The organism is Streptomyces sp. HUAS MS02, from assembly GCF_055702265.1.
The window spans coordinates 7,329,064-7,353,200 of the sequence record NZ_CM146747.1; the positions used below are offsets into that span (position 1 = coordinate 7,329,064).

Below are 24,137 nucleotides of genomic sequence, written 5' to 3' on the forward strand. Positions count from 1 at the left end.
GTTTACGCTGGTGATGCCCGCTGAGTGACAGCCTGAACGCTAGACGTGAAGAGGATCTTCCGGGTTCCGCGCGTGCGCGTATCAGCCATTGGAACGCGCGGACGGCCGCCTGCGCGGGTCTGAGAGAATTGGGCCTGTGATCTCCCGAATCGATCTGCGCGGCGACGCCCTCCCCGAGGGACCCGCCCTGCGCGACCTGCTGCCCCGAGCCGACTTCGACGTCTCGGCCGCCCTGGAGAAGGTGCGTCCGATCTGTGAGGCCGTGCATCATCGGGGCGACGCGGCGCTGATCGACTTCGCGGAGAAGTTCGACGGGGTACGCCTGACCTCCGTGCGGGTCCCGGCCGAGGCCCTCACGAATGCGCTGGACCAGCTCGACCCGGCCGTCCGCGCGGCCCTGGAGGAGTCGATCCGCCGCGCCCGCACCGTCCACCGCGCGCAGCGCCGCACCACCCACACCACCCAGGTCGTCCCCGGCGGCACCGTCACCGAGAAGTGGGTGCCGGTCGAGCGCGTCGGCCTCTACGCCCCCGGCGGCCGCTCCGTCTACCCCTCGTCCGTGATCATGAACGTGGTCCCGGCGCAGGAGGCGGGCGTCCCCTCCATCGCGCTCGCCTCGCCGGCACAGGCCGAGTTCGACGGGCTTCCGCACCCCACGATCCTGGCCGCCTGTGCCCTGCTCGGCGTCGACGAGGTCTACGCGGCCGGTGGCGCCACCGCCGTGGCGATGTTCGCGTACGGCACCGAGTCCTGCCCGCCCGCCCCCATGGTCACCGGGCCGGGCAACATCTGGGTGGCCGCCGCCAAGCGGTACTTCACCGGCGTCATCGGCATCGACTCCGAGGCGGGCCCGACCGAGATCACGGTCCTCGCCGACGACACCGCCGACCCGGTGCACGTCGCCGCCGACCTGATCAGCCAGGCCGAGCACGACCCGCTCGCCGCCGCCGTGCTCGTCACCGACTCCGTCGCGCTCGCCGACGCCGTCGAGAAGGAGCTCCAGCCGCAGGTCGAGGCCACCAAGCACATCGAGGACCGCATCCGGCCCGCGCTGGCCGGGCGGCAGTCCGCGATCGTCCTGGTCGACGGCGTCGACGAGGGCCTGCGCGTCGTCAACGCCTACGGCGCCGAGCACCTGGAGATCCAGACGGCCGACGCCGCCGCCGTCGCCGAGCGTGTCGTCAACGCGGGTGCGATCTTCATCGGCCCCTGGGCACCGGTCTCGCTGGGCGACTACGCGGCCGGCTCCAACCACGTCCTGCCGACCGGCGGCTGCGCCTGCCACTCCTCCGGTCTGTCCGTCCAGTCCTTCCTGCGCGGCATCCACATCGTCGACTACACCGAGGACGCGCTGGCCGAGGTCGCGCACCACGTGGTGACGCTGGCGGAGGCGGAGGACCTCCCCGCGCACGGCGCGGCGATCAAGGCAAGGTTCGGCTGGAAGGTACCTGGCAAGTGAGCTTCGGAATCGACGATCTCCCCGTGCGGGACGAACTGCGCGGCAAGAGCCCCTACGGCGCGCCCCAGCTCGACGTCCCCGTACGCCTGAACACCAACGAGAACCCGTACCCCCTGCCCGAGCCGCTGGTCGAGCGGATCACCGAGCGGGTGCGCGAGGCCGCCCGGCACCTCAACCGCTACCCGGACCGGGACGCGGTCGAGCTGCGGACCCGGCTCGCCGAGTACCTGTCGAAGTCCTCCGGGTACGAGGTCGGCGTGGCGAACGTGTGGGCGGCCAACGGCTCCAACGAGGTCATCCAGCAGCTGCTGCAGACCTTCGGCGGGCCCGGCCGCACGGCCATCGGCTTCGAGCCCTCGTACTCCATGCACGGGCTGATCTCGCGCGGCACCGGCACCGGCTGGATCTCCGGCCCGCGCCACGACGACTTCACGATCGACCTCGCCGCCGCAGAGAAGGCCGTCGCCGAGCACCGGCCCGACGTCGTCTTCATCACCACCCCCAACAACCCCACGGGCAACGCGGTCCCACGGGACACCGTCCTCGCGCTGTACGAGGCCGCGCAGGCCGCGCGGCCCTCGATGGTCGTCGTCGACGAGGCGTACATCGAGTTCAGCCACGGCGACTCGCTGCTGCCGCTGCTCGACGGACGCCCGAACCTCGTCGTCTCCCGCACGATGTCCAAGGCCTTCGGCGCGGCCGGTCTGCGCCTCGGCTACCTCGCCGCGCACCCGGCGGTCGTCGACGCCGTCCAGCTCGTGCGGCTGCCGTACCACCTCTCCGCCGTCACCCAGGCGACCGCGCTGGCCGCCCTGGAGCACACCGACACCCTCCTCGGCTACGTCGAACAGCTGAAGACGGAGCGGGACCGGCTCGTCGCGGAGCTGCGCGCCATCGGCTACGAGGTGACCGAGTCCGACGCGAACTTCGTGCAGTTCGGCCGCTTCGCCGACGCCCACGAGGTCTGGAGCAGGATCCTCGACCGAGGCGTCCTGGTCCGGGACAACGGTGTGCCGGGATGGCTGCGGGTCACCGCCGGAACCCCCGCCGAGAACGACGCGTTCCTCGACGCGGTACGTGAAATGAAGAAGGAGCAGAGCGCATGAGCCGCGTAGGACGTGTTGAGCGGACCACGAAGGAGACCTCGGTCCTCGTCGAGATCAACCTCGACGGCACCGGCAGGACGGAGATCTCCACCGGGGTCGGCTTCTACGACCACATGCTCGACCAGCTCGGCCGCCACGGTCTGTTCGACCTGACCGTGAAGACCGACGGCGACCTGCACATCGACTCCCACCACACCATCGAGGACACCGCCCTCGCGCTGGGCGCCGCCTTCAAGCAGGCCCTCGGCGACAAGGTGGGCATCTACCGCTTCGGCAACTGCACGGTCCCGCTGGACGAGTCCCTCGCCCAGGTCACCGTCGACCTCTCCGGCCGCCCCTACCTCGTGCACACCGAGCCCGAGAAGATGGCGCCGATGATCGGCGAGTACGACACCACGATGACCCGGCACATCCTGGAGTCCTTCGTCGCCCAGGCCCAGATCGCGCTGCACGTGCACGTGCCGTACGGGCGCAACGCCCACCACATCGTCGAATGCCAGTTCAAGGCGCTGGCCCGGGCGCTGCGCTACGCCTCCGAGCGCGACCCGCGCGCAGTCGGCATCCTGCCCTCCACGAAGGGCGCGCTGTGAACGGTCTGTCCACCGTCCTGATCGTCGTCGGCCTCTTCCTGGTCGGCGGGATCATCTCGTTCGCCAAGCAGCAGATGCCCAAGAGCCTCATCACGCTGCTCTCGATCGGCGCCGCGATGTGCCTCGTCGCGGGCATCCTGCGGCTGGAGGTGTGGAATTGAGCACCGCGTCCAAGAAGGTCGTCGTCTTCGACTACGGCTTCGGCAACGTGAGGTCCGCCGAGCGCGCCCTCGCACGCACCGGCGCCGAGGTCGAGATAACGCGTGACTTCGACAGGGCCATGAACGCCGACGGGCTCCTGGTCCCCGGCGTCGGCGCCTTCGCCGCCTGCATGAAGGGCCTCAAGGAGGCGCGCGGCGACTGGATCATCGACCGGCGCCTGTCCGGCGGCCGCCCGGTGATGGGCATCTGCGTCGGCATGCAGATCCTCTTCGCACGCGGTATCGAACACGGCGTGGAGACCGAGGGCCTCGACGAGTGGCCCGGCGCGGTCGAACCGCTCCAGGCCGAGATCGTGCCCCACATGGGCTGGAACACCGTCGACGCCCCGGCCGGCACCGAGCTGTTCGCCGGCCTCGACGCCGACGCCCGCTTCTACTTCGTGCACTCCTACGCCGTCCACGACTGGACCCTGGAGACCCACAACCCGACCCTGACCACCCCCAAGGTCACCTGGTCCACGCACGGCAAGCCGTTCGTGGCGGCCGTGGAGAACGGCGCCCTGTGGGCCACGCAGTTCCACCCCGAGAAGTCCGGCGACGCCGGAGCGCAGCTGCTGAACAACTGGATCGGAACCCTGTAGCCATGGCAAAGCTCGAACTCCTCCCCGCCGTCGACGTCCGTGACGGCCAGGCGGTCCGGCTCGTCCACGGCGAGTCCGGCACCGAGACCTCCTACGGCTCCCCGCTCCAGGCCGCGCTCGCCTGGCAGGGCGCCGGCGCCGAGTGGCTGCACCTGGTCGACCTCGACGCGGCGTTCGGCACCGGCGACAACAGGGACCTGGTCGCCGAGGTCACCCGGGCGATGGACATCAAGGTCGAGCTGTCCGGCGGCATCCGGGACGACGCCTCCCTGGCGAAGGCCCTGGCCACCGGCTGCACCCGGGTCAACCTCGGCACCGCCGCCCTGGAGAGCCCCGAGTGGGTCGCCAAGGTCATCGCCGAGCACGGCGACAGGATCGCCGTGGGCCTCGACGTACGCGGTACGACGCTCAAGGGCCGCGGCTGGACCCGCGACGGCGGCGACCTCTACGAGACGCTGGAGCGCCTCGACAAGGAGGGCTGCGCGCGGTACGTGGTCACGGACATCGCCAAGGACGGCACCCTCCAGGGCCCGAACCTGGAGCTGCTGAGGAACGTCTGCGCAGCCACCGACCGCCCGGTCGTCGCCTCCGGCGGGGTCTCCTCCCTCGACGACCTGCGGGCCATCGCCGAGCTGGTGCCTCTCGGTGTCGAGGGGGCCATCGTCGGGAAGGCCCTCTACGCGAAGGCGTTCACCCTGGAAGAGGCCCTGGAGGCTGTGTCGTCATGACGTCCGATGCCGTACGGCGTGTGCAGAGCGGGAGTCCCTGGGAGGAGTCCTTCGGTTTCGCGCGCGCCGTCGCGGCGGGCGACCGCGTCCTGGTGGCGGGCACGACCGCCTTCAAGGGTGAGGTGCTCCATGGGGAGGGCGACCCCTACGAGCAGGCCAAGGTGGCCTTCACCAGCGCGATCGAGGCGCTCGGTGAGTTCGGACTCGGTGCCGGGGCCGTGATCCGCACACGGATGTACCTGACGCACATGCGGGACGTGGAAGCCGTGGGGCGGGCCCACAAGGAGATCTTCGACCCGGTGCGTCCGGCCTCGACCCTGCTGGTCGTGGAGGGTTTCGTCGACCCGCGCATCCTGGTCGAAGTAGAGATCGAAGCATTCCGGGGCTAGGCCGCTGTCGGGCCTGCCCGAGCATTTCTGGGTTTTTCTGGTGTTTCTAAGGAGCCGTGGATTCATGACCCTGGCGGTCCGAGTCATCCCCTGCCTGGACGTGGACAACGGCCGGGTCGTCAAGGGTGTCAACTTCCAGAACCTGCGCGACGCGGGCGACCCCGTCGAGATGGCGAAGGTGTACGACGCCGAGGGAGCCGACGAGCTGACGTTCCTCGACATCACGGCCTCGTCGGGCAACCGCGAGACCACGTACGACGTGGTGCGCCGCACCGCCGAGCAGGTCTTCATCCCGCTGACCGTCGGCGGTGGCGTCCGCACCGCCGAGGACGTCGACAAGCTGCTGCGGGCCGGCGCGGACAAGGTCGGCGTCAACACGGCGGCGATCGCCCGCCCCGACCTGATCCGTGAGATCGCCGAGCGGTTCGGCCGCCAGGTGCTGGTGCTCTCGGTCGACGCGCGCCGCACCCCTTCCCGCAGTGGCTCCGAAGGCTCCTTCGAGGTCACCACCCACGGCGGCCGCAAGGGCACCGGCATCGACGCCGTCGAGTGGGCCCACCGGGCCGCCGAGCTGGGCGCGGGCGAGATCCTGCTCAACTCGATGGACGCGGACGGCACCAAGGACGGCTACGACCTGGAGATGATCACCGCCGTCCGTAAGCACGTCACCGTACCGGTCATCGCCTCCGGCGGCGCCGGCAAGCTCGCCGACTTCTCCCCGGCCATCGAGGCGGGCGCCGACGCCGTCCTCGCCGCCTCCGTCTTCCACTTCGGCGACCTGCGCATCGGCGAGGTCAAGAACGCGCTGCGAGGGGCCGGACACCCCGTACGGTGACGCCGTTCCACCTCGATGTGAGCCCCGGCCACCAGGCGACCGGGGCTCACGCCACTCCGCTCAGATCCCCAGCTGCTTCGACTCGTGCAGCTTGGTGATCGCCTCCTTGTCGCCCTCCAGCTCCACGTCGGCGACCTGCTGGCGGCCGTACAGGAACAGCAGCAGCTCGGACGGCTCACCGGTGACGGTGACCACGGGGGTGCCGCGACGGGCCACCGCCGTCCGGCCGTCGGGGCGGCGCAGGACCAGCCCGGTGGGGGAGCCCCGGCCCATGAGCCGGGCGGTGCGCTCCAGACGGGACCACAGGGCGTCCTGGAAGACCTGGTCGAGCTCCCGCGGCGACCACTCGGGCCGGGCCCGGCGGATGTCCTCGGTGTGCACGTAGAACTCGATCGTGTTCGAGGCCTCGTCGATCTGCTTCAGGGAGAAGGGCGAGAAACGCGGCGGACCGGTCCGCACGAGCTGGATCAGCTCCTCGTAGGGCTTCGCGGCGAACTCCTCCATCACCCGGTCCAGGCGCGACGCGAGCTGCTTGATGAGGATGCCCCCGGCGGCGTCGGGGCGGCGCTCGCGCACCACCACGTGCGCGGCCAGATCACGGGTCGTCCAGCCCTCGCACAGGGTAGGGGCCTCGGGGCCCGCGGTCTCCAACAGGTCGGCGAAGAGAAGCCGTTCACGCTTGGCATGGGTCGACATGCCAGCCAGCCTACGACCGTGCCTCCGCTCCGCCCAGCGTAGGTCCGGCCGATCCATGGCCATGGATACCCGGACGGTCGCCCTACGGTCCGGTCATTCGTACGACAAGAGGGTCCGGCCTGTGGACAACCGGCGAGGCCGGTCTGCGCGGCGCGGCACAATGGCACGCATGACCAGCACGCCGTCCTCCAGCAGCCCTCTCCCTCCCGGAGCCCCCGCCGGCCCGGGCACCCCCAGCGCGCTGGATCCCGAGATCGCCGCTCGCCTCAAGCGCGGCGCCGACGGGCTCCTGCCCGCCATCGCCCAGCAGTACGACACCGGCGAGGTGCTCATGCTCGGCTGGATGGACGACGAGGCCCTGCACCGAACCCTCACCACCGGGCGCTGCACCTACTGGTCGCGCAGCCGTCGCGAGTACTGGGTCAAGGGCGACACCTCCGGCCACTTCCAGTGGGTGAAGTCCGTCGCCCTGGACTGCGACGCCGACACCCTCCTCGTCAAGGTCGACCAGATCGGCGCCGCCTGCCACACCGGCGACCGCACCTGCTTCGACGAAGCAGTCCTCAAGGCTGTGGAGGGCGCCCCGGGCGCCACCGATTCCGACGTACCGTCACTGGATCAGTAAGGTCAGCCGCCATGGACCTCGAGACGTTCCGCAAGCTGGCCACCGACCGGCGTGTCATCCCCGTCAGCCGCAAGCTCCTCGCCGACGGCGACACCCCCGTCGGGCTCTACCGCAAGCTCGCCGCCGAGCGCCCCGGCACCTTCCTGCTGGAGTCCGCGGAGAACGGCCGCACGGCGTTCAAATGGTCTCGCTACTCCTTCGTGGGCGTCCGCAGCCACGCCACCCTCACCGCCCGCGACGGCGAGGCCCACTGGCTCGGCACCCCGCCCGTCGGCGTCCCCGTCGACGGCGACCCCCTCGCCGCGCTGCGCGCCACCGTCGAGGCGCTCCACACCCCGCACCAGGAAGGCATGCCGCCCTTCACCGGCGGCATGGTCGGCTACCTCGGCTACGACATCGTCCGCCGCCTGGAGAAGATCGGCCCCGGCGAGCGGGACGACCTGCGGCTCCCCGAGCTGACCATGCTGCTGACCAGCGACCTGGCGGTCATGGACCACTGGGAGGGCTCGGTCCTGCTGATCGCCAACGCCATCAACCACAACGACCTGGACACCGGCGTCGACGAGGCGCACGCCGACGCGATCGCCCGCCTCGACGCCATGGAGGCCGACCTCGCCAAGCCCGTCGCCCAGCCCCCGGCGGCCCTCCCGCCCTCCGAGCTGCCCGAGTACACCGCGTTGTGGGGCGGCCCCGACTTCCAGGAGGCCGTCGAGGACATCAAGGAGCGCATCCGGGCCGGCGAGGCCTTCCAGGTCGTCCCCTCCCAGCGCTTCGAGACCCCGTGCACGGCGAGCGCGCTGGACGTCTACCGGGTCCTGAGGGCCACCAACCCCTCCCCGTACATGTACCTGTTCCGCTTCGACGGCTTCGACGTCGTCGGCTCCTCCCCCGAGGCCCTGGTCAAGGTCGAGGACGGACGGGCCATGGTCCACCCCATCGCCGGCACCCGGCACCGGGGCGCCACCCCGCAGGAGGACCAGGCCCTCGCCGACGAACTGCTCGCCGACCCCAAGGAGCGCGCCGAGCACCTGATGCTCGTCGACCTGGGACGCAACGACCTGGGCCGGGTCTGCGAACCGGGCTCGGTCGAGGTCGTCGACTTCATGTCCGTCGAGCGGTACTCGCACGTGATGCACATCGTGTCCACCGTCACCGGCCGGGTCGCAGCGGGCCGCACGGCCTTCGACGTCCTCACCGCCTGCTTCCCCGCCGGCACCCTCTCCGGCGCCCCCAAGCCGCGCGCCATGCAGATCATCGACGAACTGGAGCCGTCCCGCCGGGGCCTGTACGGCGGCTGCGTCGGCTACCTCGACTTCGCCGGGGACTCCGACACCGCCATCGCCATCCGCACGGCCCTCCTCAGGGACGGCACGGCCTACGTCCAGGCCGGCGCCGGCATCGTCGCCGACTCCGACCCCGTCGCCGAGGACACCGAATGCCGCAACAAGGCGGCCGCGGTCCTGAGAGCGGTGCACACGGCCAACCGACTCGGACAATAGGGCGCTTCTCACGTGAACCCCGGGTGACAGCCCACCCGGGGCGCAGGCGATAGTGGAGTACGTGACCGCAGCACCGCACCCCCCATCCGAACCCGCCTCCCTCCGCTCCGGTCGGCGCAGTCTCGCCCTGGCACTGCTCAGCGGCGCCCTCGGCGCGGCCGTCGTGCTGCTCGCCACCCGGCAGCGCTGGTCGGAGGGCACCATCACGGTGGCCGGCGGCCCCTTCCCGCTGACCGCCAGGGGCAGCGACGTCACCGGCGTCCCGGCGTCCCTCGCCGTCGTGGGCCTCGCAGCGCTCGTCGCCGTCTTCGCCGTACGCCGGTCCGGGCGCGTCCTGGTCGCGGTCCTGCTCGCCCTCTCCGGCGCGGGCACCATCGCCGCCGCGCTGCTCGGCGCGTACGACAGCTCGGCACTCGACGACAAGGCGGCCGAGGCCTCCGGCGACACCGCCGCGACCGTCGACGCGCTCAGCCACACCGGCTGGCCGTACGTCGCGGCCGCCGGCGGCGCGCTCATCCTGCTCGCCGGGCTGCTCGCCCTGCGCTACGGACGGCTGTGGCCCACGATGTCCGGCCGCTACGAGCGCGACGGCACCCCCCGCCCCCGCAGAACCCGGCCGGTCGACCCCGACCGCCCCGAGGACATGTGGAAGGCCCTGGACCGGGGCGAGGACCCGACGGGACCCGACCCGGTGTAGGCCGACACGGACCACGCACCGGACGAGGTCGGGAACGTGAGAGTGGACACCCCCGCTCCTGGGACCCGTACTCGTACGGAACAATGGACGGCGAGCGTCCGACTCAGCACAGGCATCGAGCGTCACGCATCGAGCACGACGCAATGAACAACGAGGAGCAAGTCATGGCGGGCAGCAGCCACGGTCACACCCCGGCCGCCTGGACCGGCGTCACCATCGCCTTCATCGGTTTCTGCGTCTCGGGCGCCTACATGGTGATGGCCCAGCCGCTGGGATTCTGGGCCGGCATGGTCATCGTCGTCCTCGGCGGCGTCGTCGGCATGGTCATGCGCGCCATGGGCATGGGCCAGCCGAAGGACGCGCACGCCGCGTACGAGACGGCGGCGGTACGCGCCAACACCACGGCCACCCCCGAGCCGGCCGCGGCCAAGAGCTGACGTCCCACGAGGGGCGGCCCGGCGGCACGACCGCCGGGCCGCCCCTCGTGCGCGTGTACGGCCCGCGCGGGGCAGAATGCGGTGTGTGAACGCCGAGACCGCACCGACCACCCCGCAGCGGGGCCGCGCGCTGCGTGGACTCTGGGTGCCCGCCGCAGCGCTCACGGCCGTCGGCAGCGCCTTCGCGTACGTCGCGGCTGTGGACCCCAACGAACCCGGCCACTACCCGGTCTGCCCGCTGTGGCGCTTCACCGGCCTGTACTGCCCCGGCTGCGGCGGCCTGCGCAGCGCCCACGCCTTCGCGCACGGCGACCTGGCGACCGCGCTCACCGACAACGCGCTGGCCGTCGCGGGCTTTTTCGGGTTCGCGGTGCTGTGGGCCGTCTGGGTGGTCCAGGTGGCGCGCGGACGACCGCTGCGCCTGCGGTTCGGGACCGTTCAGGCGTGGTCGCTCGGCGCGTTGGCGCTGGTCTTCACGGTTGTCCGGAACCTGCCGTTCGGTGGCTGGCTCCACCCTTGATCGACCCGCGAACGTCCAGGTAGTGGGACCGGCGTCAACCGGATGCGAGGCCTGCGCCCTCCTCCCGATACCATCGCAGTGAACTGCCTGAACACTGAGAACCGCTCGACTGTCAATACATGACCGTCAAACGTTGTCACTGATTTTTGCCGTTTCCATCGTTTCACCGTCTGAAAGGGGGCCGCTCGCGTGAGTGTGCTCGACGAGATCATCGACGGAGTCCGTGCCGACCTCGCGGAGCGGCAGGCGCGCGTCAGCCTCGACGAGCTCAAGGAGCGCGCGGCGAAGGCTCCGGCGGCCAAGGACGGCGTGGCCGCGCTGCGCGGCGACGGCGTCAAGGTGATCTGCGAGGTCAAGCGCTCCAGCCCTTCCAAGGGCGCGCTCGCCGCGATCGCCGACCCGGCCGGTCTGGCCGCCGACTACGAGGCGGGCGGCGCGGCCGTCATCTCCGTCCTCACGGAGCAGCGCCGCTTCGGCGGTTCGCTGGCCGACCTGGAGGCCGTCCGCGCCCGCGTGGACATCCCCGTCCTGCGCAAGGACTTCATCGTCACCTCCTACCAGCTGTGGGAGGCCCGGGCGTACGGCGCCGACGTGGCCCTGCTGATCGTCGCGGCCCTCGACCAGCCGGCGCTGGAGTCGCTGATCGAGCGCGCCGAGTCCATCGGGCTCACCCCGCTCGTCGAGGTCCACGACGAGGACGAGGTGGAGCGCGCGGTCGACGCCGGCGCCCGGGTGATCGGCGTCAACGCCCGCAACCTCAAGACCCTCGAGGTCGACCGCACCACCTTCGAGCGGGTCGCCCCCGAGATCCCCGACTCCATCGTCAAGATCGCCGAGTCCGGCGTCCGGGGTCCGCACGACCTCATCGCCTACGCCAACGCCGGCGCCGACGCGGTCCTCGTGGGCGAGTCCCTCGTCACCGGCAAGGACCCCAAGACCGCCGTCGCCGACCTCGTGGCCGCGGGCGAGCACCCGGCGCTGCGGCACGGCCGGAGCTGACCCGGCCATGACCGCCCGCGCCTTCGCCGCCGACCGGCCGGGATTCGTCCCGGCCGGGGCGCCGGGGCGCGGCGGAGTCGCCGTACCGGTCGTGGTCACCCACACGGGTGAGCCGGGGCCGGTAGGCTGTGCCCCGATGTTCTCGATCACCATGACTCCCAGGGACCCCTACGCCCGCCTCGCGCGCGGGTGCCGTCCCCGTGGCTGCCGGGCACCCGCCCGTCGCGTCCACGGGCGCCGGGTCCGCTACGTCATCGGTGACGAGCCGGGTCAGGTGAACGGCATGCGATGGCCCAGGACACGTACGCGGTGCCCTGCGGGCAGCTGAGCCGCGTCTCCCTTCGCTGAACGCCGGGTGTCGCGTCCTCGGCGGCAGGTGGGAGCGGAGACGGTCGGTTCGGCACCGCCGATCAACGCCGTCGTGGTCGCTCGCCGTCTCGGCGGGTGCATCGGAGCGGTGGCGGGCGAGTACCGGATCCCGGCCGAGCGCGGGGACCCTGGTGCCGCGGGGCAGTTCGACAGCCGGGGCCCGCCCCGGTGCGCGGCGCGCGTACGTGATCGCTGTCAGCCGGAGTCCGACCAACGACGGGGCCACGCCCCTGCGAGGTATGCGCATGTCCAGTGAGTTCTTCATTCCCGACCCCGAGGGTCAGGTCCCCAGCGCCGAGGGGTATTTCGGCGCGTTCGGCGGCAAGTTCATCCCGGAGGCGCTGGTCGCCGCCGTGGACGAGGTCGCCGTGGAGTACGACAAGGCCAAGCACGACCCCGAGTTCGCGCGCGAGCTCGACGACCTGCTCGTGCACTACACCGGGCGGCCCAGCTCGCTCACCGAGGTGCCCCGGTTCGCCGAGCACGCCGGCGGCGCGCGGGTCTTCCTCAAGCGCGAGGACCTGAACCACACCGGGTCCCACAAGATCAACAACGTGCTCGGGCAGGCCCTGCTCACCAAGCGCATGGGCAAGACCCGGGTCATCGCCGAGACGGGAGCGGGCCAGCACGGCGTCGCCACCGCCACGGCCTGCGCGCTCTTCGGCCTCGACTGCACCATCTACATGGGTGAGATCGACACCCGGCGCCAAGCCCTGAACGTCGCCCGGATGCGGATGCTCGGCGCCGAGGTCGTCGCCGTGAAGTCCGGCTCCCGGACCCTCAAGGACGCCATCAACGAGGCGTTCCGGGACTGGGTCGCCAACGTCGACCGCACCCACTACCTGTTCGGCACCGTGGCCGGCCCCCACCCCTTCCCCGCCATGGTCCGCGACTTCCACCGGGTCATCGGCGTCGAGGCCAGGCGGCAGATCCTCGAACGCGCGGGACGGCTGCCCGACGCCGCCGTCGCCTGCGTGGGCGGCGGCTCCAACGCCATCGGCCTCTTCCACGCCTTCATCCCGGACGCCGGCGTCCGCCTCATCGGCTGTGAGCCGGCCGGGCACGGCGTGGAGACCGGCGAGCACGCGGCCACGCTGACCGCGGGTGAGCCTGGCATCCTGCACGGCTCGCGCTCGTACGTCCTCCAGGACGAGGAGGGCCAGATCACCGAGCCGTACTCGATCTCGGCCGGCCTCGACTACCCGGGCATCGGCCCCGAGCACGCCTACCTCAAGGACAGCGGCCGCGGCGAGTACCGCGCCGTCACGGACGACGCCGCCATGCAGGCGCTGCGTCTGCTGTCGCGCACCGAGGGCATCATCCCGGCGATCGAGAGCGCCCACGCGCTCGCCGGGGCCCTGGAGGTCGGCAGGGAGCTGGGCACGGACGGGCTGATCGTCGTGAACCTGTCCGGGCGCGGCGACAAGGACATGGACACGGCCGCGCGTTACTTCGGCCTGTACGACAGCGGTGCCGACGCCGAGGTCGCCGCCGACGCGGCCGATCTCGCCGAGATCGAGGGGGACGCCAAGTGAGCGGGAACATCCAGCTGTTGAGTGACACCCTCGCCGCAGCCAAGGCGGAGGGGCGCTCGGCGCTCATCGCCTATCTGCCGGCCGGGTTCCCGACCGTCGACGGCGGTATCGCCGCGATCAAGGCCGTCTTCGAGGGCGGCGCCGACGTCGTCGAGGTCGGGCTGCCGCACAGCGACCCGGTCCTCGACGGCCCCGTCATCCAGACCGCCGACGACATCGCCCTGCGGGGCGGCGTCAAGATCGCCGACGTGATGCGCACGGTGCGGGAGGCGCACGAGGCCACCGGGAAGCCGGTGCTGGTCATGACGTACTGGAACCCCATCGACCGCTACGGCGTCGAGCGCTTCACGGCCGAGCTCGCGGAGGCGGGCGGCGCGGGCTGCATCCTGCCCGACCTGCCCGTCCAGGAGTCGGCGCTGTGGAGGGAGCACGCGGAGAAGCACGGGCTCGGCACGGTCTTCGTGGTCGCGCCCAGCAGCAAGGACGCCCGGCTCGCCGAGATCACCGCGGCGGGCAGCGGCTTCGTCTACGCGGCCTCGCTGATGGGCGTCACGGGCACCCGCGAGTCGGTGGGCGCGCAGGCCCAGGACCTCGTGGAACGCACCCGGGCCACGGGCTCCGGCCTGCCGGTCTGCGTCGGTCTCGGCGTCTCCAACGCCGAACAGGCCGCCGAGGTCGCCGGGTTCGCCGACGGGGTGATCGTCGGCTCCGCGTTCGTGAAGCGGATGCTGGACGCGCCCGACGAGGCGGCCGGCCTGGACGCCGTCCGGGAACTGGCGGGCGACCTCGCGAAGGGCGTACGTCGGGGCGCGTGAGCGGCCGGACTGCCGGGCGTGTGATCCGGCGCGGGAGGCGCTCGTGACGTTCACCCGTTTGTCGTACGGGGATCGCTGGACGTAACGGGCAATCCGCTCACTCGAACGGGTGGAAGTGGGACCGGGGAGGCGCTGAGCGCCTCCCCGGTTCGTTCTGCGGGTTGTGAGCGAGAAGAACCGTGAGGGAAAGCGCACCGCCCGTGAACGGCTGGCGGAGGAGCGCGAGAAGCAGAAGGCCGCCGAGAAGCGCCGTCGGGTGCTGATCGTGGGTGCCTCCGTGGTGTGCGTGCTGGGGCTGGCCGCCGGGATCGGCGTCGTGGCGGCGAACGCGGGCCAGGACGACGAGGCCGGCGCCTCGGGCCCGGTCGTCGCACCCTCGGGGGCGAACGGCGAGGACAGCCTCGCGATCCCCGTCGGGGACGCGGGTGCCGCGTCGACCCTCTCCGTGTGGGAGGACTTCCGCTGCCCGGCCTGCAAATCCTTCGAGGACGCCTATCGCTCGACGATCCACGAGCTGACCGAGGCCGGGAAGCTGAAGGTCGAGTACCACCTCGCCACCCTGATCGACGGCAACATGGGCGGCAGCGGCTCCCGCACGGCCGCCAACGCCGCGGCGTGCGCGCAGAACGAAAGCAAGTTCCCCGCGTACCACGACGTGCTCTTCGAGAACCAGCCGCCCGAGACGGACGACGCCTTCGCGAGCGAGACCAGGCTCCTCGATCTGGCGAAGAAGGTGGACGGCCTGGACACCGCCGCCTTCCGCACCTGCGTCGAGGACGGCAAGCACAACAGCTGGGTCGCGAAGTCGAACGAGGCCTTCCAGAAGGGCGGCTTCTCCGGCACACCGAGCGTCTTCCTCAACGGCACCAACATCTACGCGGACCAGTCCATGACCCCCGCCAAGCTGAAGCAGATGGTGGAGGCGAAGGCCGCGGGGTGAGTCAGGGGTGACTCGGGAGTGAGCCGAGGGCCCGCTGGGGGCCGTGGGGCGTCAAGGAGCCAGGGGTGCAGCGTTATGGACCCGTTGCCGGGGCGCCCGACGTCGGCCGGGCCCGGCAGGGTAGCGTCGACCCTGCCATGGAACTTGCCTACATTCCCAGCCCGTCGCGCGGGGTCCTGTACCTCGGTCCCGTCCCGCTGCGCGGCTACGCCTTCTGCATCATCATCGGTGTCTTCGTAGCCGTCTGGCTCGGCAACAAACGCTGGGTCGCGCGGGGCGGACGGGCCGGAACGGTCGCCGACATCGCCGTCTGGGCCGTGCCCTTCGGCCTGATCGGCGGACGGCTCTACCACGTGATCACGGACTACGAGCTGTACTTCAGCGAGGGCCGTGACTGGGTGGACGCCTTCAAGGTCTGGGAGGGCGGCCTCGGCATCTGGGGCGCGATCGCCCTCGGCGCGGTGGGCGCGTGGATCGGCTGCCGGCGGCGGGGCATCCCGCTGCCCGCGTACGCCGACGCCGTCGCGCCCGGTATCGCCCTCGCCCAGGCGATCGGACGTTGGGGCAACTGGTTCAACCAGGAGTTGTACGGCAAGTCGACGGATCTGCCGTGGGCCGTGGAGATCACGTCCTCCACGGACGGTCGGCTGCCGGGTACGTACCACCCGACCTTCCTCTACGAGTCGCTGTGGTGCATCGGTGTCGCGCTGCTCGTCATCTGGGCGGACCGCCGGTTCAAGCTCGGGCACGGGCGGGCGTTCGCGCTGTACGTCGCCGCGTACTGCGCGGGGCGGTTCTGGATCGAGTACATGCGGGTCGACGAGGCCCACCACATCCTCGGACTGCGCCTCAACAACTGGACCGCGCTGTTCGTCTTCGTCCTCGCCGTGATCTACATCGTCCTGTCGGCCCGGAAGCGGCCGGGGCGTGAGGAGATCGTCGAGCCGGGTGTCTCCGACGGTGACGGGGACGAGGGCGCTGCCGCGTCGGCCGAGGACTCGGAGTCGGACTCGAAGCCGGAGTCGGAGTCGGACTCGAAGTCGAAGCCGGGGGAGCCTGAGGCCAAGGCCGAGGGTGATGCGGAGGCCTCCGGCGGTGGGGGCGGGAAGAAGGAGCCCGAGTCGGTGAAGAAGGGCTGACGCGACGGTCGGTTCGGATGATGTGGTGCCTACCCACCTGTCCCTTCGGGGGCGGGTGGGTTCTTGGTTCGGGGGACTGGGGTCCGTTGTCGGGTGCGGGTGTGTGGGGCCGGTCGCGCAGTTCCCCGCGCCCCTGAAGGATTCAGGCCCTGCGGGCCTGAAAAAGGCCGGGGCGCAGCCCCGTCTCAGGGGCGCGGGGAACTACGCGACCAGCCCCCACCGGGCGGACGTCCGGGGGGCGAAGGGGCGCAGCCCCTGGGGATGGGAACGAGTAGGGGCGGCGGGGGCGGATCAAAGCTGGGTGGGGCGGTCGGCCAGGGTCAGGGTTCGCCGGGCCGCGGCGACCACGGCCGGATCGATGAAGTGGCCGTCGGGGAGGGCCTGCGCCCCGGCCATGGTGGTCGCCGCCCTCAAGGTCCGCTCGGCCGACTCCACCTCCTGGGCCGTCGGGGTGTAGGCCCGTTCGATCACCTGGAGCTGACGGGGATGGATGGCGGCGCGGCCCAGGAAACCGAGCGCGCGGCCATGGGCGGAGGTGGCCGCCAGGCCCTCCAGGTCTTTCGTGTCCGGATAGATCGACTGGGCCGGCGACGGAAGGCCGGCGGCCCGGGCGGCGAGGATCACCCGGGAGCGCGGCCAGTCGAGGGCCCGGTCGTCGCTGACGGCGAGGTCCGCGCGGAGATCGGCCTCGCCGAGGGCGATGCCCCGGAGGGCGGGGTGGGCGGTGGCGATGTCGTACGCCCGCTCCACCCCCAGCGCCGATTCGAGGAGGGCGTACACGGGGATCGCTCCTCCTTCCGCCGGCGCGATCCGCTCCGCGACGCTCGCCACCTCGTCGGGGGACGTGATCTTCGGGAGGCGGAGGGCTGTCAGGCCGGGGAGCGGGGCGAGGGCTTCGAGATCCTTTCCGGCGTCCGAGGTGGCCAGTGCGTTGACGCGGACGTGGACCGGTACGGGCGGCGGCGCGGAGAGGAGTTCGGCGGTGGCCGCGCGGGCGTAGGCCTTGCGGTCGGGGGCCACCGCGTCCTCCAGGTCCACGATGACCACGTCCGCGCCGGAGGCCAGTGCCTTGGTGACCACCTCCGGGCGGTCGCCGGGGACGTACAGCCAGGTCAGGGGGAAGTGCGTCGGCGACGGCGGGGTCACAGGGCGCCCTCCTGGCGCAGGGCCGCGATCTCCGGTGCGGACAGGCCCAGTTCGGTCAGGATCGAGTCCGTGTCGGCGCCGTGCGCGCGGCCCGCCCAGCGGATCGCGCCGGGGGTGGTGGAGAGGCGGAAGAGGACGTTCTGCATGCGCAGGGGCCCGAGGTCGGGGTCGTCGACGGTGGTGATCGTGTCCAGGGCGCGGTACTGGGGGTCGGTCATCACCTCCCGTACGTCCTGGATGGGGGCCACCGCGGCCTCCGCCTTCTCGAACGCCTCGATGACCTCCTCCCGGGTGTGACGGGCGATCCACGCGCCGACCGCCTCGTCCAGGACGTCCGCGTGCCGGGCCCGCTCCGCGCCTGAACCGAACCAGGGCTCGTCGATCAGCTCGGGCCGTCCGACCAGACGCATCACGCGTTCCGCGATCGACTGGGCCGAGGTGGACACGGCCACCCAGGAACCGTCCGCCGTGCGGTAGGTGTTGCGGGGCGCGTTGTTCGCGGAGCGGTTGCCCGTACGGGGCTGGACGTGGCCCAGCTGGTCGTACCAGAGGGGCTGGGGCCCGAGAACGGTGAGGATCGGCTCGATGATCGCCATGTCGACCGTCTGCCCTTGTCCGGTGCGGTCACGCGCGGCGAGCGCGGTCATCACCGCGTACGCCGTCGCGAGGCCCGCGATGGAGTCGGCGAGACCGAAGGGCGGCAGGACCGGCGGGGCGTCGGGTTCGCCGGTGATCGCGGCGAATCCGCTCATCGCCTCGGCGAGCGTGCCGAAGCCGGGGCGGTGCGCGTACGGGCCGAACTGGCCGAAGCCGGTGACCCGGGCGAGGACCAGACCGGGGTTCGCCGCCGACAGCTCTTCCCAGCCCAGACCCCATTTCTCCAGGGTGCCGGGGCGGAAGTTCTCGATGATCACGTCGGCGGTGGCGGCGAGCCGCAGGAGGGTGTCCCGGCCGCCGGGGGTGGAGAGGTTCAGCGTCAGGGTGCGCTTGTTGCGGCCCAGCAGTTTCCACCACAGGCCCACGCCGTCCTTGGACGGGCCGTGGCCCCGGGACGGGTCCGGTTTCGTGGGGTGCTCGACCTTGATGACCTCCGCGCCGAAGTCACCGAGCATCGTGGCGGCGAGAGGGCCGGCGAAGAGCGTGGCGAGGTCGAGGACGCGGAGGTGGCTGAGCGGAGGGGCGTCCGCCTGCGGTGGGGGTGGCGCCTGGGTCATGGGTGGGGGGTCTCCCGGAGGGTGAGGTGGGCCAGGGTGTCGAAGCCGATGCCGTTGAAGTCGGCGATCGAGGTGGCCAGGCGGTTCTTGAGGGGGGCCGTCCAGCGGTCGGGGAGCGCGTCCGGGGAGCCGGTCAGGAGCCCCGCGATGCTGCCCGCCGTGGCCCCGTTGGAGTCGGTGTCCCAACCACCGGACACGGCGCGGCAGATGGAGGCCGTGTAGTCACCGTCCGCGTGGGTGAGGGCGGCGGTGAGCAGGGCGGTGTTGGGGACGGCGTGGACCCAGTGGTGGTCGGCGTAGGTGGCGTGGAGTTCGTCCACGATCCTGTCGAAGTCCCGGAATTCCGTGGTCAGCCGGAGAGCGTGGTCGATCGCCTTCGCGAGGCGGGAATGCGGGGGGACGACCGTCAGGCCGGTGCGCAGGCACTGGTGGACGTCATGGGTGCCGGTGGCCGCATCGGCGATGGTGGCCGCGACGAACATGGCCGCGTAGACGCCGTTGGCGGTGTGGGTGAGGGTGGCGTCCCGGTGGGCCTGTTCGGCCGCGGCGGCAGGGTCGCCGGGGTTGGTCCAGCCGTGGACGTCGGCGCGGATCAGGGCGCCGATCCACTCGCGGAACGGGTTGCGGTGGCGGGCGGTGCGGGGTGGGTCGATGCCGCAGAGGAGGTTGCGGTAGGCGACGCGTTCGGCGGTGAAGGTGCGGCCCGCGGGGAGTTCGTCCAGCCAGAGGGTGGCCACGTCGGCGGTGGTGAAGTCCCGGCCGTGGCGGGCCAGGAGGAGGAGGTTGAGGAGGGGGTAGTTGAGGTCGTCGTCCTCGGGCATGCCGTCGATGTTCTCGGCGAGGGAGGTGGGGGCCGAGCGGCGGTTCCAGGGGTGGGCGGCCAGGAGTTCCGGGGGGACGCCTCGGGCGGTGAACCAGGTGGTGAGGGGCCAGTTGCCGGTGGCGGTGGCGAGTTGACGGATGGCTGTGAGGGGGAGCTTCTCGACGGGTTTGCCCAGGAGGCAGCCTGCTGCTCGGCCCAGCCAGGCCGCTTCGACCCGTCGTGCGTACGTGGCGGGGGTGGGGAGGGTGCCGCTGCTCGGCGGTGGCGAGGTGCCGCCTGCGCCCACCCTCCCCCACTCTCGGCTTCGCTCGACCGGGGGGATCTCCATCGCCCCAGCGGCACGGTTGCCCGCAGGCGGGGCGGGCGGGGCAGACTGAGCAGGCGGGGCGGGCCAGTTGGGGCACAGGGCCTTGATCCTGTCCAGGTCCGTCGGCTCGTGTTCCGCCAACCCGCTGGGCAGGTCCGCCAGTTCGTCCAGCAGGTCCTCGGCGAGCTGGCGGAGGTAGCGGGAGGCCGGGTCGGGGGAGGCGCCGGCACGCAGCGGGGCCGGGGGGCCGCCCGCCGCCCGCCAGCGCGCGGCGACGGCCGAGGGCTCGCGGCCGTCCTGGCGGGCCTGGTGGAGTTCGTGGCCGAGGAGGTCCTCGGGCTGGACCCAGGTGAGACGCAGGGGGGTCACCGGACGGGGGCCAGCGCGGTGAAGGCCGACTCGTGGGCGCGGCGGCGGCGGACGTCCTGGCCGTGGATCTGGAGTGCGACGTCCGTCAACGTCCGGGCGGGGGCGTGCAGGTCGAGCCGGCTGGCCTCCGCCACCGTCTTGGCCCAGTCGGGCGGGACGTCCGAACCCAGCGCGCCGGCGAGGGCGCCGGACATCGTCGCGATGGAGTCGCAGTCGCGGCCGTAGTTCACCGAACCCAGCACCGCGTGCCGGTAGTCGCCGCGGGCCACGAGCAACATGCCGAGCGCGATGGGGAGCTCCTCGATCGCGTGGAGCCGGGACGGGCGGCGGGCGCCGAGGGAGGGGGCGCGGTAGTCGGGGCCTACCGTGTCGAACGGGGCGACCGCCTCGCGGAGCGGCCGTAGCGCCGACTCGAAGTCCGTGTGTCGGCGGGCCACTTCGCACACCGACTCGATCGCCGCGCGGGTGCCGTCCTTCGCCAGGGCGAGGCAGGCCTCGACCACCGACTCCGCTGTCGCGCCCGGCGTGCACGCCGCGGCGACGGCCGCCGCGAACACGCCCGCGGCCTCCCTGCCGTACGACGACTGGTGGGCGCCCGCGACGTCGAGTGCCTCGGCGTACGCGCCGGGCGGATCGGCCGCATTGACCAGGCCGACGGGGGCCATGTACATCGCGGCGCCGCAGTTGACGATGTTGCCGGCGCCGGCCTCGCGGGGGTCGATGTGGCCGTAGTGGATCCGGGCCACGAGCCACTTCTCGGCGAGGAAGACCCGCTGGAGGGGGAGGGCCTCGGCCTCCAGCTCGGGGATCCAGCGCGGGGTCGTCATCATGTCCGGCACCAGGTGCTCGGCGACGGCGTACGCGTCGAGGTGGTCGCGTACGCGGTCGTACACCCGGACGAGCGCGTGCGTCATCAAGGTGTCGTCGGTGACGTGGCCGTCGCCCTTGTGGTACGGGGCGATGGGGCGGGCGGTGCGCCAGTCGTCGCCGTTCCAGGGGCCGACGACGCCGTGCACGCGGCCGCCGTGGCGTTCGAGGATCTGCTCCGGGGTGTAGCCCTCCACCGGGCCGCCGAGGGCGTCGCCCACGGCGGCGCCGACCAGGGCGCCGGTGATGCGTTCGTCGAGGGTGGCGTCCGGGACGGCTGCCGGGGCGGGGGCCGGGACGGGTGCGGGTCGCGATGCGGGCGTCATGACCGGCTAACGCCGGGGGTGGTGGGGAGTTCCGCTGTGTCGAGAAGTTCGGCGAGGTGGACGAGGTCGGTGCCGGTGAGGCGGGGGAGGGCGCAGCCGGAGAGGGTGCGGCAGGCGTCCCGCCAGGTGTCGGGGACGGCGCTGCCACCGCCGAGCGCGCCGGTCAGGGCGCCGGCCAGGGCCGGGGCGGAGTCGGCGACACGGGAGAGGCAGGCGGCGGCGGGGACGGCCTCGGCGATCCGGCCGCGCGCGGCGGTGGCCAGGGCGAGGGCCACGGGGACGGTCTCGGCGGCGGCGATGCCGTAGCTGTACACGTGGTCGACGATCTGGTGCTCCAGGAGGGGGATCAAAGCGAATGTTCCTTCTTTTCTGTGGCGGTGGGCGAGGTTGAGGGCGTGGCGTGCGTTGCGGCCGATCTCCGTCCCGGCGGGGAGTTCGGCCAGGGCCGCGGCCGCGCAGTCGTCGACGTCCGCGCCGGTGAGCGCCAGCGCGAGCGCGGCGGCCATCGCTCGTGCGCCGTGCACGCCGTCGCCGTCCTGGGTGTAGCGGGCGTCGAACTCGGCCAGGTCGGCTGCGCGTCGCGGGTCGCCCGGGTGGGCCACCGCCAGGACGCAGGCGCGGACACAGGCCGCGTCGTCGAAGTAGTGGGGGTTGTCGTGACCGGTGGCGGGTGGGCGCAGGCCGGTGGCGAGGTTGCCGAGGCCGGCGCGTACGGAGATACGGGCGCGCAGGGGGAGTACGGCGGACTCGACCTCGGGGGCGCGTTCGGCGGCGGCGGCGATCTCGCTGGCCACGGCGTTCCAGGAGAGGTCGATGGAGGCGCGGGTGCGGCGTTCCAGGCTGAGGTCGCCGAGTGCGGCGGCGTCGCCGGCGCGGAGGAGGGCCTCGGCGGCGAAGGCCGCCCACTCCGCGTCGTCGGAGGGGCCGAGGCGGAGGGGCTCGGGGGGCTGGTTGAGGGCGATGGGGACGGGGAGGGTGGTGGTGGCGTTCTGCTCGGCGAAGGTGTCCAGTTCGCGGGTGAGGCGGCGGGTCCATTCCGGCATGCGGGCGGCGCGGTGGCGGGCGGCGGGCCAGCCGGCGGCGTCGCCCGCCGCGAGGCCGAGGAGGAGGCCCTCGATGCGGGTGCCCTTCGGGGGGCGGGGCCTGCCGGCCTCGGCTTCGCCTTCGGCCGCTTCGTTCTTCCCAGCCGCACCGCCCGTGCGGGTTTCGTCGTCGAGCGCGGGTGGCCCCAGGGGGGCGCCCCCACCGTCGGCGGCCGCGGCTCCGTGCGCGGTCGGCTTCGCCGGGGCCGGGTGTGCGGGTTCGAACAACTCGGGGGCGAGAGGTTCGGTCGCCGTTGCGGTCGGCTTCGCCATGCCCTGCGGCTCGCTGATGCCCGCCGTGTCTGCTCTGTTCGCCGTATCCGCCGTATCCGCCGTATCCGCCGTATCCGCCGTGCCCCTCGGCCCGTCGTGCGGTGCGGGCGGTGTTCCGTGGGGCGGCTTCTCGTACGGCGCGGAGGGTGCTGTGGGCGTCGTGTCGTCCCACGGGGTCGGTGGGGTCATGTGGGGGTCTCCGTCGGGTCGGCCGGGGCGAGGGTGAAGGTGGTCGGGGGCGGGAGGGGACGGTCGCCGTGGGGGAAGAGGGCCGTGCCCGTGGCCCATTTGCCGCCCTCGGTCGGGACCAGGAGTTCGGCCACGTCCAGGACGTGGTGGCCGGCCATGGAGGGCAGGCAGCTGCCTCTCGCCGGGCCGATCGCGGCGGTCCAGTCGGCCGGGATCGACGACGCCCCCCGGGTCGCTCCGCCCAGCGCGCCGGCGACCGCCGCGGTCGTGTCGGCGTCGCGGCCCATGTTCACCGCGGTCAGCACCGACTCGGTGAAGTCGCCGTCGGCCGCCGCGTAGGCGCCGAAGGCGAGGGCGACGGCCTCGGGGGCGAGGTCGGTCCAGGGGTAGCCGCCGATGACGACGGCGGAGCGGACCGCGCGTTCGCCCCGGTGGGCGACCGCGACCGCCCGGCGCAGGGAGCGCGCCGTCCAGGAGTCGTCGGGGATCACGGCGAGCGCGGAGGCCACGACGGAGATCGTGGGTGCGCCCGCCATGGCCGCCGCCACGCCCGCCGCGACCGCCTGGCCGCCGTAGATGCCCTCTCCGTCGTGACTGACCGAGCCGTCGATGGCGACCAGCCGGGCGGCCTCCGCCGGGCGGCCCGCCGCGAAGACGCCGAAGGGGGCCGCGCGCATGGCCAGGCCGTCGCTCCAGGCGTGCCGGTGCTGGGCGGAGATCGGCGCGGCCAGACCCCGGCGGAGGTTCTCCAAGGTGCCGCGTTCGCTGAAGCCCGCGCCGCGGAACGGGCCCTCGTCCCGGTCCGCGATCCACTGGTGCCAGGCCGTCTCCACATGGGTGACGGTGAGCGCCGAGCCGTGCCGGGCGAGCAGCAGTCCGGAGAAGATGGCGTACTCGGTGTCGTCGGTCCCCGAGGGGCGCTCGGCCACGTACCCGGTGATGCGCCCCCAGCGCGCGCGGATCTCGGAGGGTTTCATGTTCTCGGCGGGCGCCCCCAGCGCGTCCCCGACGGCGAGCCCGAGCATGGCCCCCCGTGCCCGCTCGCGGAGGTCGGCGGCGTCCCCGGGCGCCGGGACCGAGGGAATGCAGGCGATGGAAGGCATACGGTCGCCTCTCTGGCCCGTGGGCTGGTCCGGCCCGGTGGGCAGTTGATCCGCTCTGAAGATTTGCCAGCTTTCGCTGGGAAGATCTCTCCCACACCGGGTGCCTCGGCGGCGCGCGGAACGCCCGGGTATCACCCGGTCGACATCTGTGCAGCGTCATGTACGAATGAGCGGCAGCCGTTTCTCGAACAGCCGTCGACCCAGGTAAGTACGGCCTTCCTTGCTGGCAGAAGCGATTTTCCGAGCGTACGTTCGACG

26 protein-coding genes are annotated in these 24,137 nt (G+C 72.4%); 19 read left to right on the plus strand and 7 right to left on the minus strand.

Features of this window, described 5'->3' with window-relative positions; genetic code table 11:
• Positions 1-136 precede the first annotated feature (136 nt).
• The 8 genes from hisD to hisF all read left to right on the plus strand — a co-directional run bounded on the left by hisD (position 137) and on the right by hisF (position 5,909).
• Positions 137-1,459 carry a histidinol dehydrogenase gene (hisD, locus tag ACZ9QC_RS31490; protein ID WP_472916200.1) on the plus strand — a complete coding sequence of 441 codons (1,323 nt, stop codon included), beginning with the start codon at positions 137-139 and terminating at the stop codon, positions 1,457-1,459.
• Positions 1,456-2,565 carry a histidinol-phosphate transaminase gene (locus tag ACZ9QC_RS31495; protein WP_472916201.1) on the plus strand — a complete coding sequence of 370 codons (1,110 nt, stop codon included), beginning with the start codon at positions 1,456-1,458 and terminating at the stop codon, positions 2,563-2,565. The genes hisD and ACZ9QC_RS31495 overlap by 4 nt, the downstream gene beginning before the upstream one ends.
• Positions 2,562-3,155 carry an imidazoleglycerol-phosphate dehydratase HisB gene (hisB, locus tag ACZ9QC_RS31500; RefSeq protein ID WP_257546446.1) on the plus strand — a complete coding sequence of 198 codons (594 nt, stop codon included), beginning with the start codon at positions 2,562-2,564 and terminating at the stop codon, positions 3,153-3,155. Before ACZ9QC_RS31495 ends, hisB begins: the two co-directional genes overlap by 4 nt.
• Positions 3,152-3,316 (plus strand): hypothetical protein, encoded by a 165-nt coding sequence (locus tag ACZ9QC_RS31505; RefSeq protein WP_033528086.1) that lies wholly within the window; start codon positions 3,152-3,154, stop codon positions 3,314-3,316. The genes hisB and ACZ9QC_RS31505 overlap by 4 nt, the downstream gene beginning before the upstream one ends.
• Positions 3,307-3,957: an imidazole glycerol phosphate synthase subunit HisH gene (gene hisH / locus ACZ9QC_RS31510; protein ID WP_215454624.1), complete on the plus strand. Its 651-nt coding sequence runs from the start codon at positions 3,307-3,309 to the stop codon at positions 3,955-3,957. The genes ACZ9QC_RS31505 and hisH overlap by 10 nt, the downstream gene beginning before the upstream one ends.
• Positions 3,958-3,959: 2 nt before the next feature.
• Positions 3,960-4,685 carry a bifunctional 1-(5-phosphoribosyl)-5-((5-phosphoribosylamino)methylideneamino)imidazole-4-carboxamide isomerase/phosphoribosylanthranilate isomerase PriA gene (priA, locus tag ACZ9QC_RS31515; protein ID WP_467332240.1) on the plus strand — a complete coding sequence of 242 codons (726 nt, stop codon included), beginning with the start codon at positions 3,960-3,962 and terminating at the stop codon, positions 4,683-4,685.
• On the plus strand, positions 4,682-5,074 hold the full coding sequence (locus tag ACZ9QC_RS31520; RefSeq protein ID WP_472916202.1) for a RidA family protein: 393 nt from the start codon (positions 4,682-4,684) through the stop codon (positions 5,072-5,074). The genes priA and ACZ9QC_RS31520 overlap by 4 nt, the downstream gene beginning before the upstream one ends.
• Positions 5,075-5,138: 64 nt before the next feature.
• Positions 5,139-5,909: an imidazole glycerol phosphate synthase subunit HisF gene (gene hisF / locus ACZ9QC_RS31525; protein ID WP_230214806.1), complete on the plus strand. Its 771-nt coding sequence runs from the start codon at positions 5,139-5,141 to the stop codon at positions 5,907-5,909.
• A gap of 60 nt (positions 5,910-5,969) precedes the next feature.
• Here hisF and ACZ9QC_RS31530 read toward each other — a convergent pair whose 3' ends face one another.
• A complete protein-coding gene (locus tag ACZ9QC_RS31530; RefSeq protein ID WP_472916203.1) occupies positions 5,970-6,605 on the minus strand; it encodes a TIGR03085 family metal-binding protein in 636 nt (211 codons plus the stop codon).
• A 169-nt stretch (positions 6,606-6,774) separates the two neighbouring features.
• On the opposite strand from ACZ9QC_RS31530, the gene hisI reads away from it, so the two are divergent.
• The 11 genes from hisI to lgt all read left to right on the plus strand — a co-directional run bounded on the left by hisI (position 6,775) and on the right by lgt (position 16,180).
• Entirely contained in the window at positions 6,775-7,230 is a 456-nt protein-coding gene (hisI, locus tag ACZ9QC_RS31535; RefSeq protein ID WP_472916204.1) for a phosphoribosyl-AMP cyclohydrolase, read from the plus strand.
• An 11-nt stretch (positions 7,231-7,241) separates the two neighbouring features.
• Positions 7,242-8,729, plus strand: coding sequence for an anthranilate synthase component I (locus ACZ9QC_RS31540; protein ID WP_472916205.1), 1,488 nt, complete (start codon positions 7,242-7,244; stop codon positions 8,727-8,729).
• A 52-nt stretch (positions 8,730-8,781) separates the two neighbouring features.
• Entirely contained in the window at positions 8,782-9,426 is a 645-nt protein-coding gene (locus ACZ9QC_RS31545; protein ID WP_472916206.1) for a TIGR02234 family membrane protein, read from the plus strand.
• Positions 9,427-9,590: 164 nt separating this feature from the next.
• Positions 9,591-9,863, plus strand: coding sequence for an HGxxPAAW family protein (locus tag ACZ9QC_RS31550; RefSeq protein ID WP_472916207.1), 273 nt, complete (start codon positions 9,591-9,593; stop codon positions 9,861-9,863).
• 76 nt (positions 9,864-9,939) lie between these two features.
• Positions 9,940-10,383: a DUF2752 domain-containing protein gene (locus ACZ9QC_RS31555; protein WP_472916208.1), complete on the plus strand. Its 444-nt coding sequence runs from the start codon at positions 9,940-9,942 to the stop codon at positions 10,381-10,383.
• 189 nt (positions 10,384-10,572) lie between these two features.
• The gene (gene trpC, locus ACZ9QC_RS31560) at positions 10,573-11,382 is read left to right on the plus strand and encodes an indole-3-glycerol phosphate synthase TrpC (RefSeq protein WP_184895289.1); all 810 of its coding nucleotides are present in this window, start codon (positions 10,573-10,575) and stop codon (positions 11,380-11,382) included.
• 151 nt (positions 11,383-11,533) lie between these two features.
• Positions 11,534-11,710 carry a tryptophan biosynthesis modulator TrpM gene (gene trpM / locus ACZ9QC_RS31565; RefSeq protein WP_399103326.1) on the plus strand — a complete coding sequence of 59 codons (177 nt, stop codon included), beginning with the start codon at positions 11,534-11,536 and terminating at the stop codon, positions 11,708-11,710.
• A 286-nt stretch (positions 11,711-11,996) separates the two neighbouring features.
• Entirely contained in the window at positions 11,997-13,286 is a 1,290-nt protein-coding gene (gene trpB, locus ACZ9QC_RS31570; RefSeq protein ID WP_472916209.1) for a tryptophan synthase subunit beta, read from the plus strand.
• On the plus strand, positions 13,283-14,101 hold the full coding sequence (gene trpA / locus ACZ9QC_RS31575) for a tryptophan synthase subunit alpha (protein WP_184895291.1): 819 nt from the start codon (positions 13,283-13,285) through the stop codon (positions 14,099-14,101). The genes trpB and trpA overlap by 4 nt, the downstream gene beginning before the upstream one ends.
• Before the next feature lie 163 nt (positions 14,102-14,264).
• On the plus strand, positions 14,265-15,041 hold the full coding sequence (locus ACZ9QC_RS31580) for a thioredoxin domain-containing protein (RefSeq protein WP_472916210.1): 777 nt from the start codon (positions 14,265-14,267) through the stop codon (positions 15,039-15,041).
• Positions 15,042-15,178: 137 nt separating this feature from the next.
• Positions 15,179-16,180: a prolipoprotein diacylglyceryl transferase gene (gene lgt / locus ACZ9QC_RS31585; protein WP_472916211.1), complete on the plus strand. Its 1,002-nt coding sequence runs from the start codon at positions 15,179-15,181 to the stop codon at positions 16,178-16,180.
• A gap of 291 nt (positions 16,181-16,471) precedes the next feature.
• On the opposite strand, the gene ACZ9QC_RS31590 is transcribed toward lgt, so the two are convergent.
• Genes ACZ9QC_RS31590 through ACZ9QC_RS31615 form a run of 6 tightly spaced genes read right to left on the minus strand, consistent with a single transcriptional unit; the run spans position 16,472 to position 23,879 of the window.
• On the minus strand, positions 16,472-17,326 hold the full coding sequence (locus tag ACZ9QC_RS31590) for an HpcH/HpaI aldolase/citrate lyase family protein (protein WP_472916212.1): 855 nt from the start codon (positions 17,324-17,326) through the stop codon (positions 16,472-16,474).
• Positions 17,323-18,540 (minus strand): CaiB/BaiF CoA transferase family protein, encoded by a 1,218-nt coding sequence (locus ACZ9QC_RS31595; protein ID WP_472916213.1) that lies wholly within the window; start codon positions 18,538-18,540, stop codon positions 17,323-17,325. The genes ACZ9QC_RS31590 and ACZ9QC_RS31595 overlap by 4 nt, the downstream gene beginning before the upstream one ends.
• Positions 18,537-20,039 (minus strand): ADP-ribosylglycohydrolase family protein, encoded by a 1,503-nt coding sequence (locus tag ACZ9QC_RS31600; RefSeq protein ID WP_472916214.1) that lies wholly within the window; start codon positions 20,037-20,039, stop codon positions 18,537-18,539. The genes ACZ9QC_RS31595 and ACZ9QC_RS31600 overlap by 4 nt, the downstream gene beginning before the upstream one ends.
• Complete coding sequence (locus ACZ9QC_RS31605) at positions 20,036-21,232, minus strand: ADP-ribosylglycohydrolase family protein (protein WP_472916215.1); 1,197 nt, start codon at positions 21,230-21,232, stop codon at positions 20,036-20,038. Before ACZ9QC_RS31605 ends, ACZ9QC_RS31600 begins: the two co-directional genes overlap by 4 nt.
• Positions 21,229-22,776, minus strand: a complete 1,548-nt coding sequence (locus tag ACZ9QC_RS31610; protein WP_472916216.1) for an ADP-ribosylglycohydrolase family protein — start codon at positions 22,774-22,776, stop codon at positions 21,229-21,231. The genes ACZ9QC_RS31605 and ACZ9QC_RS31610 overlap by 4 nt, the downstream gene beginning before the upstream one ends.
• Positions 22,773-23,879 (minus strand): ADP-ribosylglycohydrolase family protein, encoded by a 1,107-nt coding sequence (locus ACZ9QC_RS31615; RefSeq protein WP_472916217.1) that lies wholly within the window; start codon positions 23,877-23,879, stop codon positions 22,773-22,775. Before ACZ9QC_RS31615 ends, ACZ9QC_RS31610 begins: the two co-directional genes overlap by 4 nt.
• Positions 23,880-24,137: the final 258 nt, after the last annotated feature.

Coding starts and splice junctions, on each gene's coding strand:
- ACZ9QC_RS31540 (WP_472916205.1), top strand. CDS start 7,242: ATGGACCTCGAGACGTTCCGCAAGCTGGCCACCGACCGGCGTGTCATC.
- hisI (WP_472916204.1), top strand. CDS start 6,775: ATGACCAGCACGCCGTCCTCCAGCAGCCCTCTCCCTCCCGGAGCCCCC.
- trpM (WP_399103326.1), top strand. CDS start 11,534: ATGACTCCCAGGGACCCCTACGCCCGCCTCGCGCGCGGGTGCCGTCCC.
- ACZ9QC_RS31610 (WP_472916216.1), bottom strand. CDS start 22,776: ATGACCCCACCGACCCCGTGGGACGACACGACGCCCACAGCACCCTCC.
- ACZ9QC_RS31605 (WP_472916215.1), bottom strand. CDS start 21,232: ATGACGCCCGCATCGCGACCCGCACCCGTCCCGGCCCCCGCCCCGGCA.
- ACZ9QC_RS31550 (WP_472916207.1), top strand. CDS start 9,591: ATGGCGGGCAGCAGCCACGGTCACACCCCGGCCGCCTGGACCGGCGTC.
- hisF (WP_230214806.1), top strand. CDS start 5,139: ATGACCCTGGCGGTCCGAGTCATCCCCTGCCTGGACGTGGACAACGGC.
- ACZ9QC_RS31520 (WP_472916202.1), top strand. CDS start 4,682: ATGACGTCCGATGCCGTACGGCGTGTGCAGAGCGGGAGTCCCTGGGAG.
- priA (WP_467332240.1), top strand. CDS start 3,960: ATGGCAAAGCTCGAACTCCTCCCCGCCGTCGACGTCCGTGACGGCCAG.
- trpB (WP_472916209.1), top strand. CDS start 11,997: ATGTCCAGTGAGTTCTTCATTCCCGACCCCGAGGGTCAGGTCCCCAGC.
- ACZ9QC_RS31595 (WP_472916213.1), bottom strand. CDS start 18,540: ATGACCCAGGCGCCACCCCCACCGCAGGCGGACGCCCCTCCGCTCAGC.
- lgt (WP_472916211.1), top strand. CDS start 15,179: ATGGAACTTGCCTACATTCCCAGCCCGTCGCGCGGGGTCCTGTACCTC.
- ACZ9QC_RS31530 (WP_472916203.1), bottom strand. CDS start 6,605: ATGTCGACCCATGCCAAGCGTGAACGGCTTCTCTTCGCCGACCTGTTG.
- ACZ9QC_RS31555 (WP_472916208.1), top strand. CDS start 9,940: ATGCGGTGTGTGAACGCCGAGACCGCACCGACCACCCCGCAGCGGGGC.
- ACZ9QC_RS31615 (WP_472916217.1), bottom strand. CDS start 23,879: ATGCCTTCCATCGCCTGCATTCCCTCGGTCCCGGCGCCCGGGGACGCC.
- hisB (WP_257546446.1), top strand. CDS start 2,562: ATGAGCCGCGTAGGACGTGTTGAGCGGACCACGAAGGAGACCTCGGTC.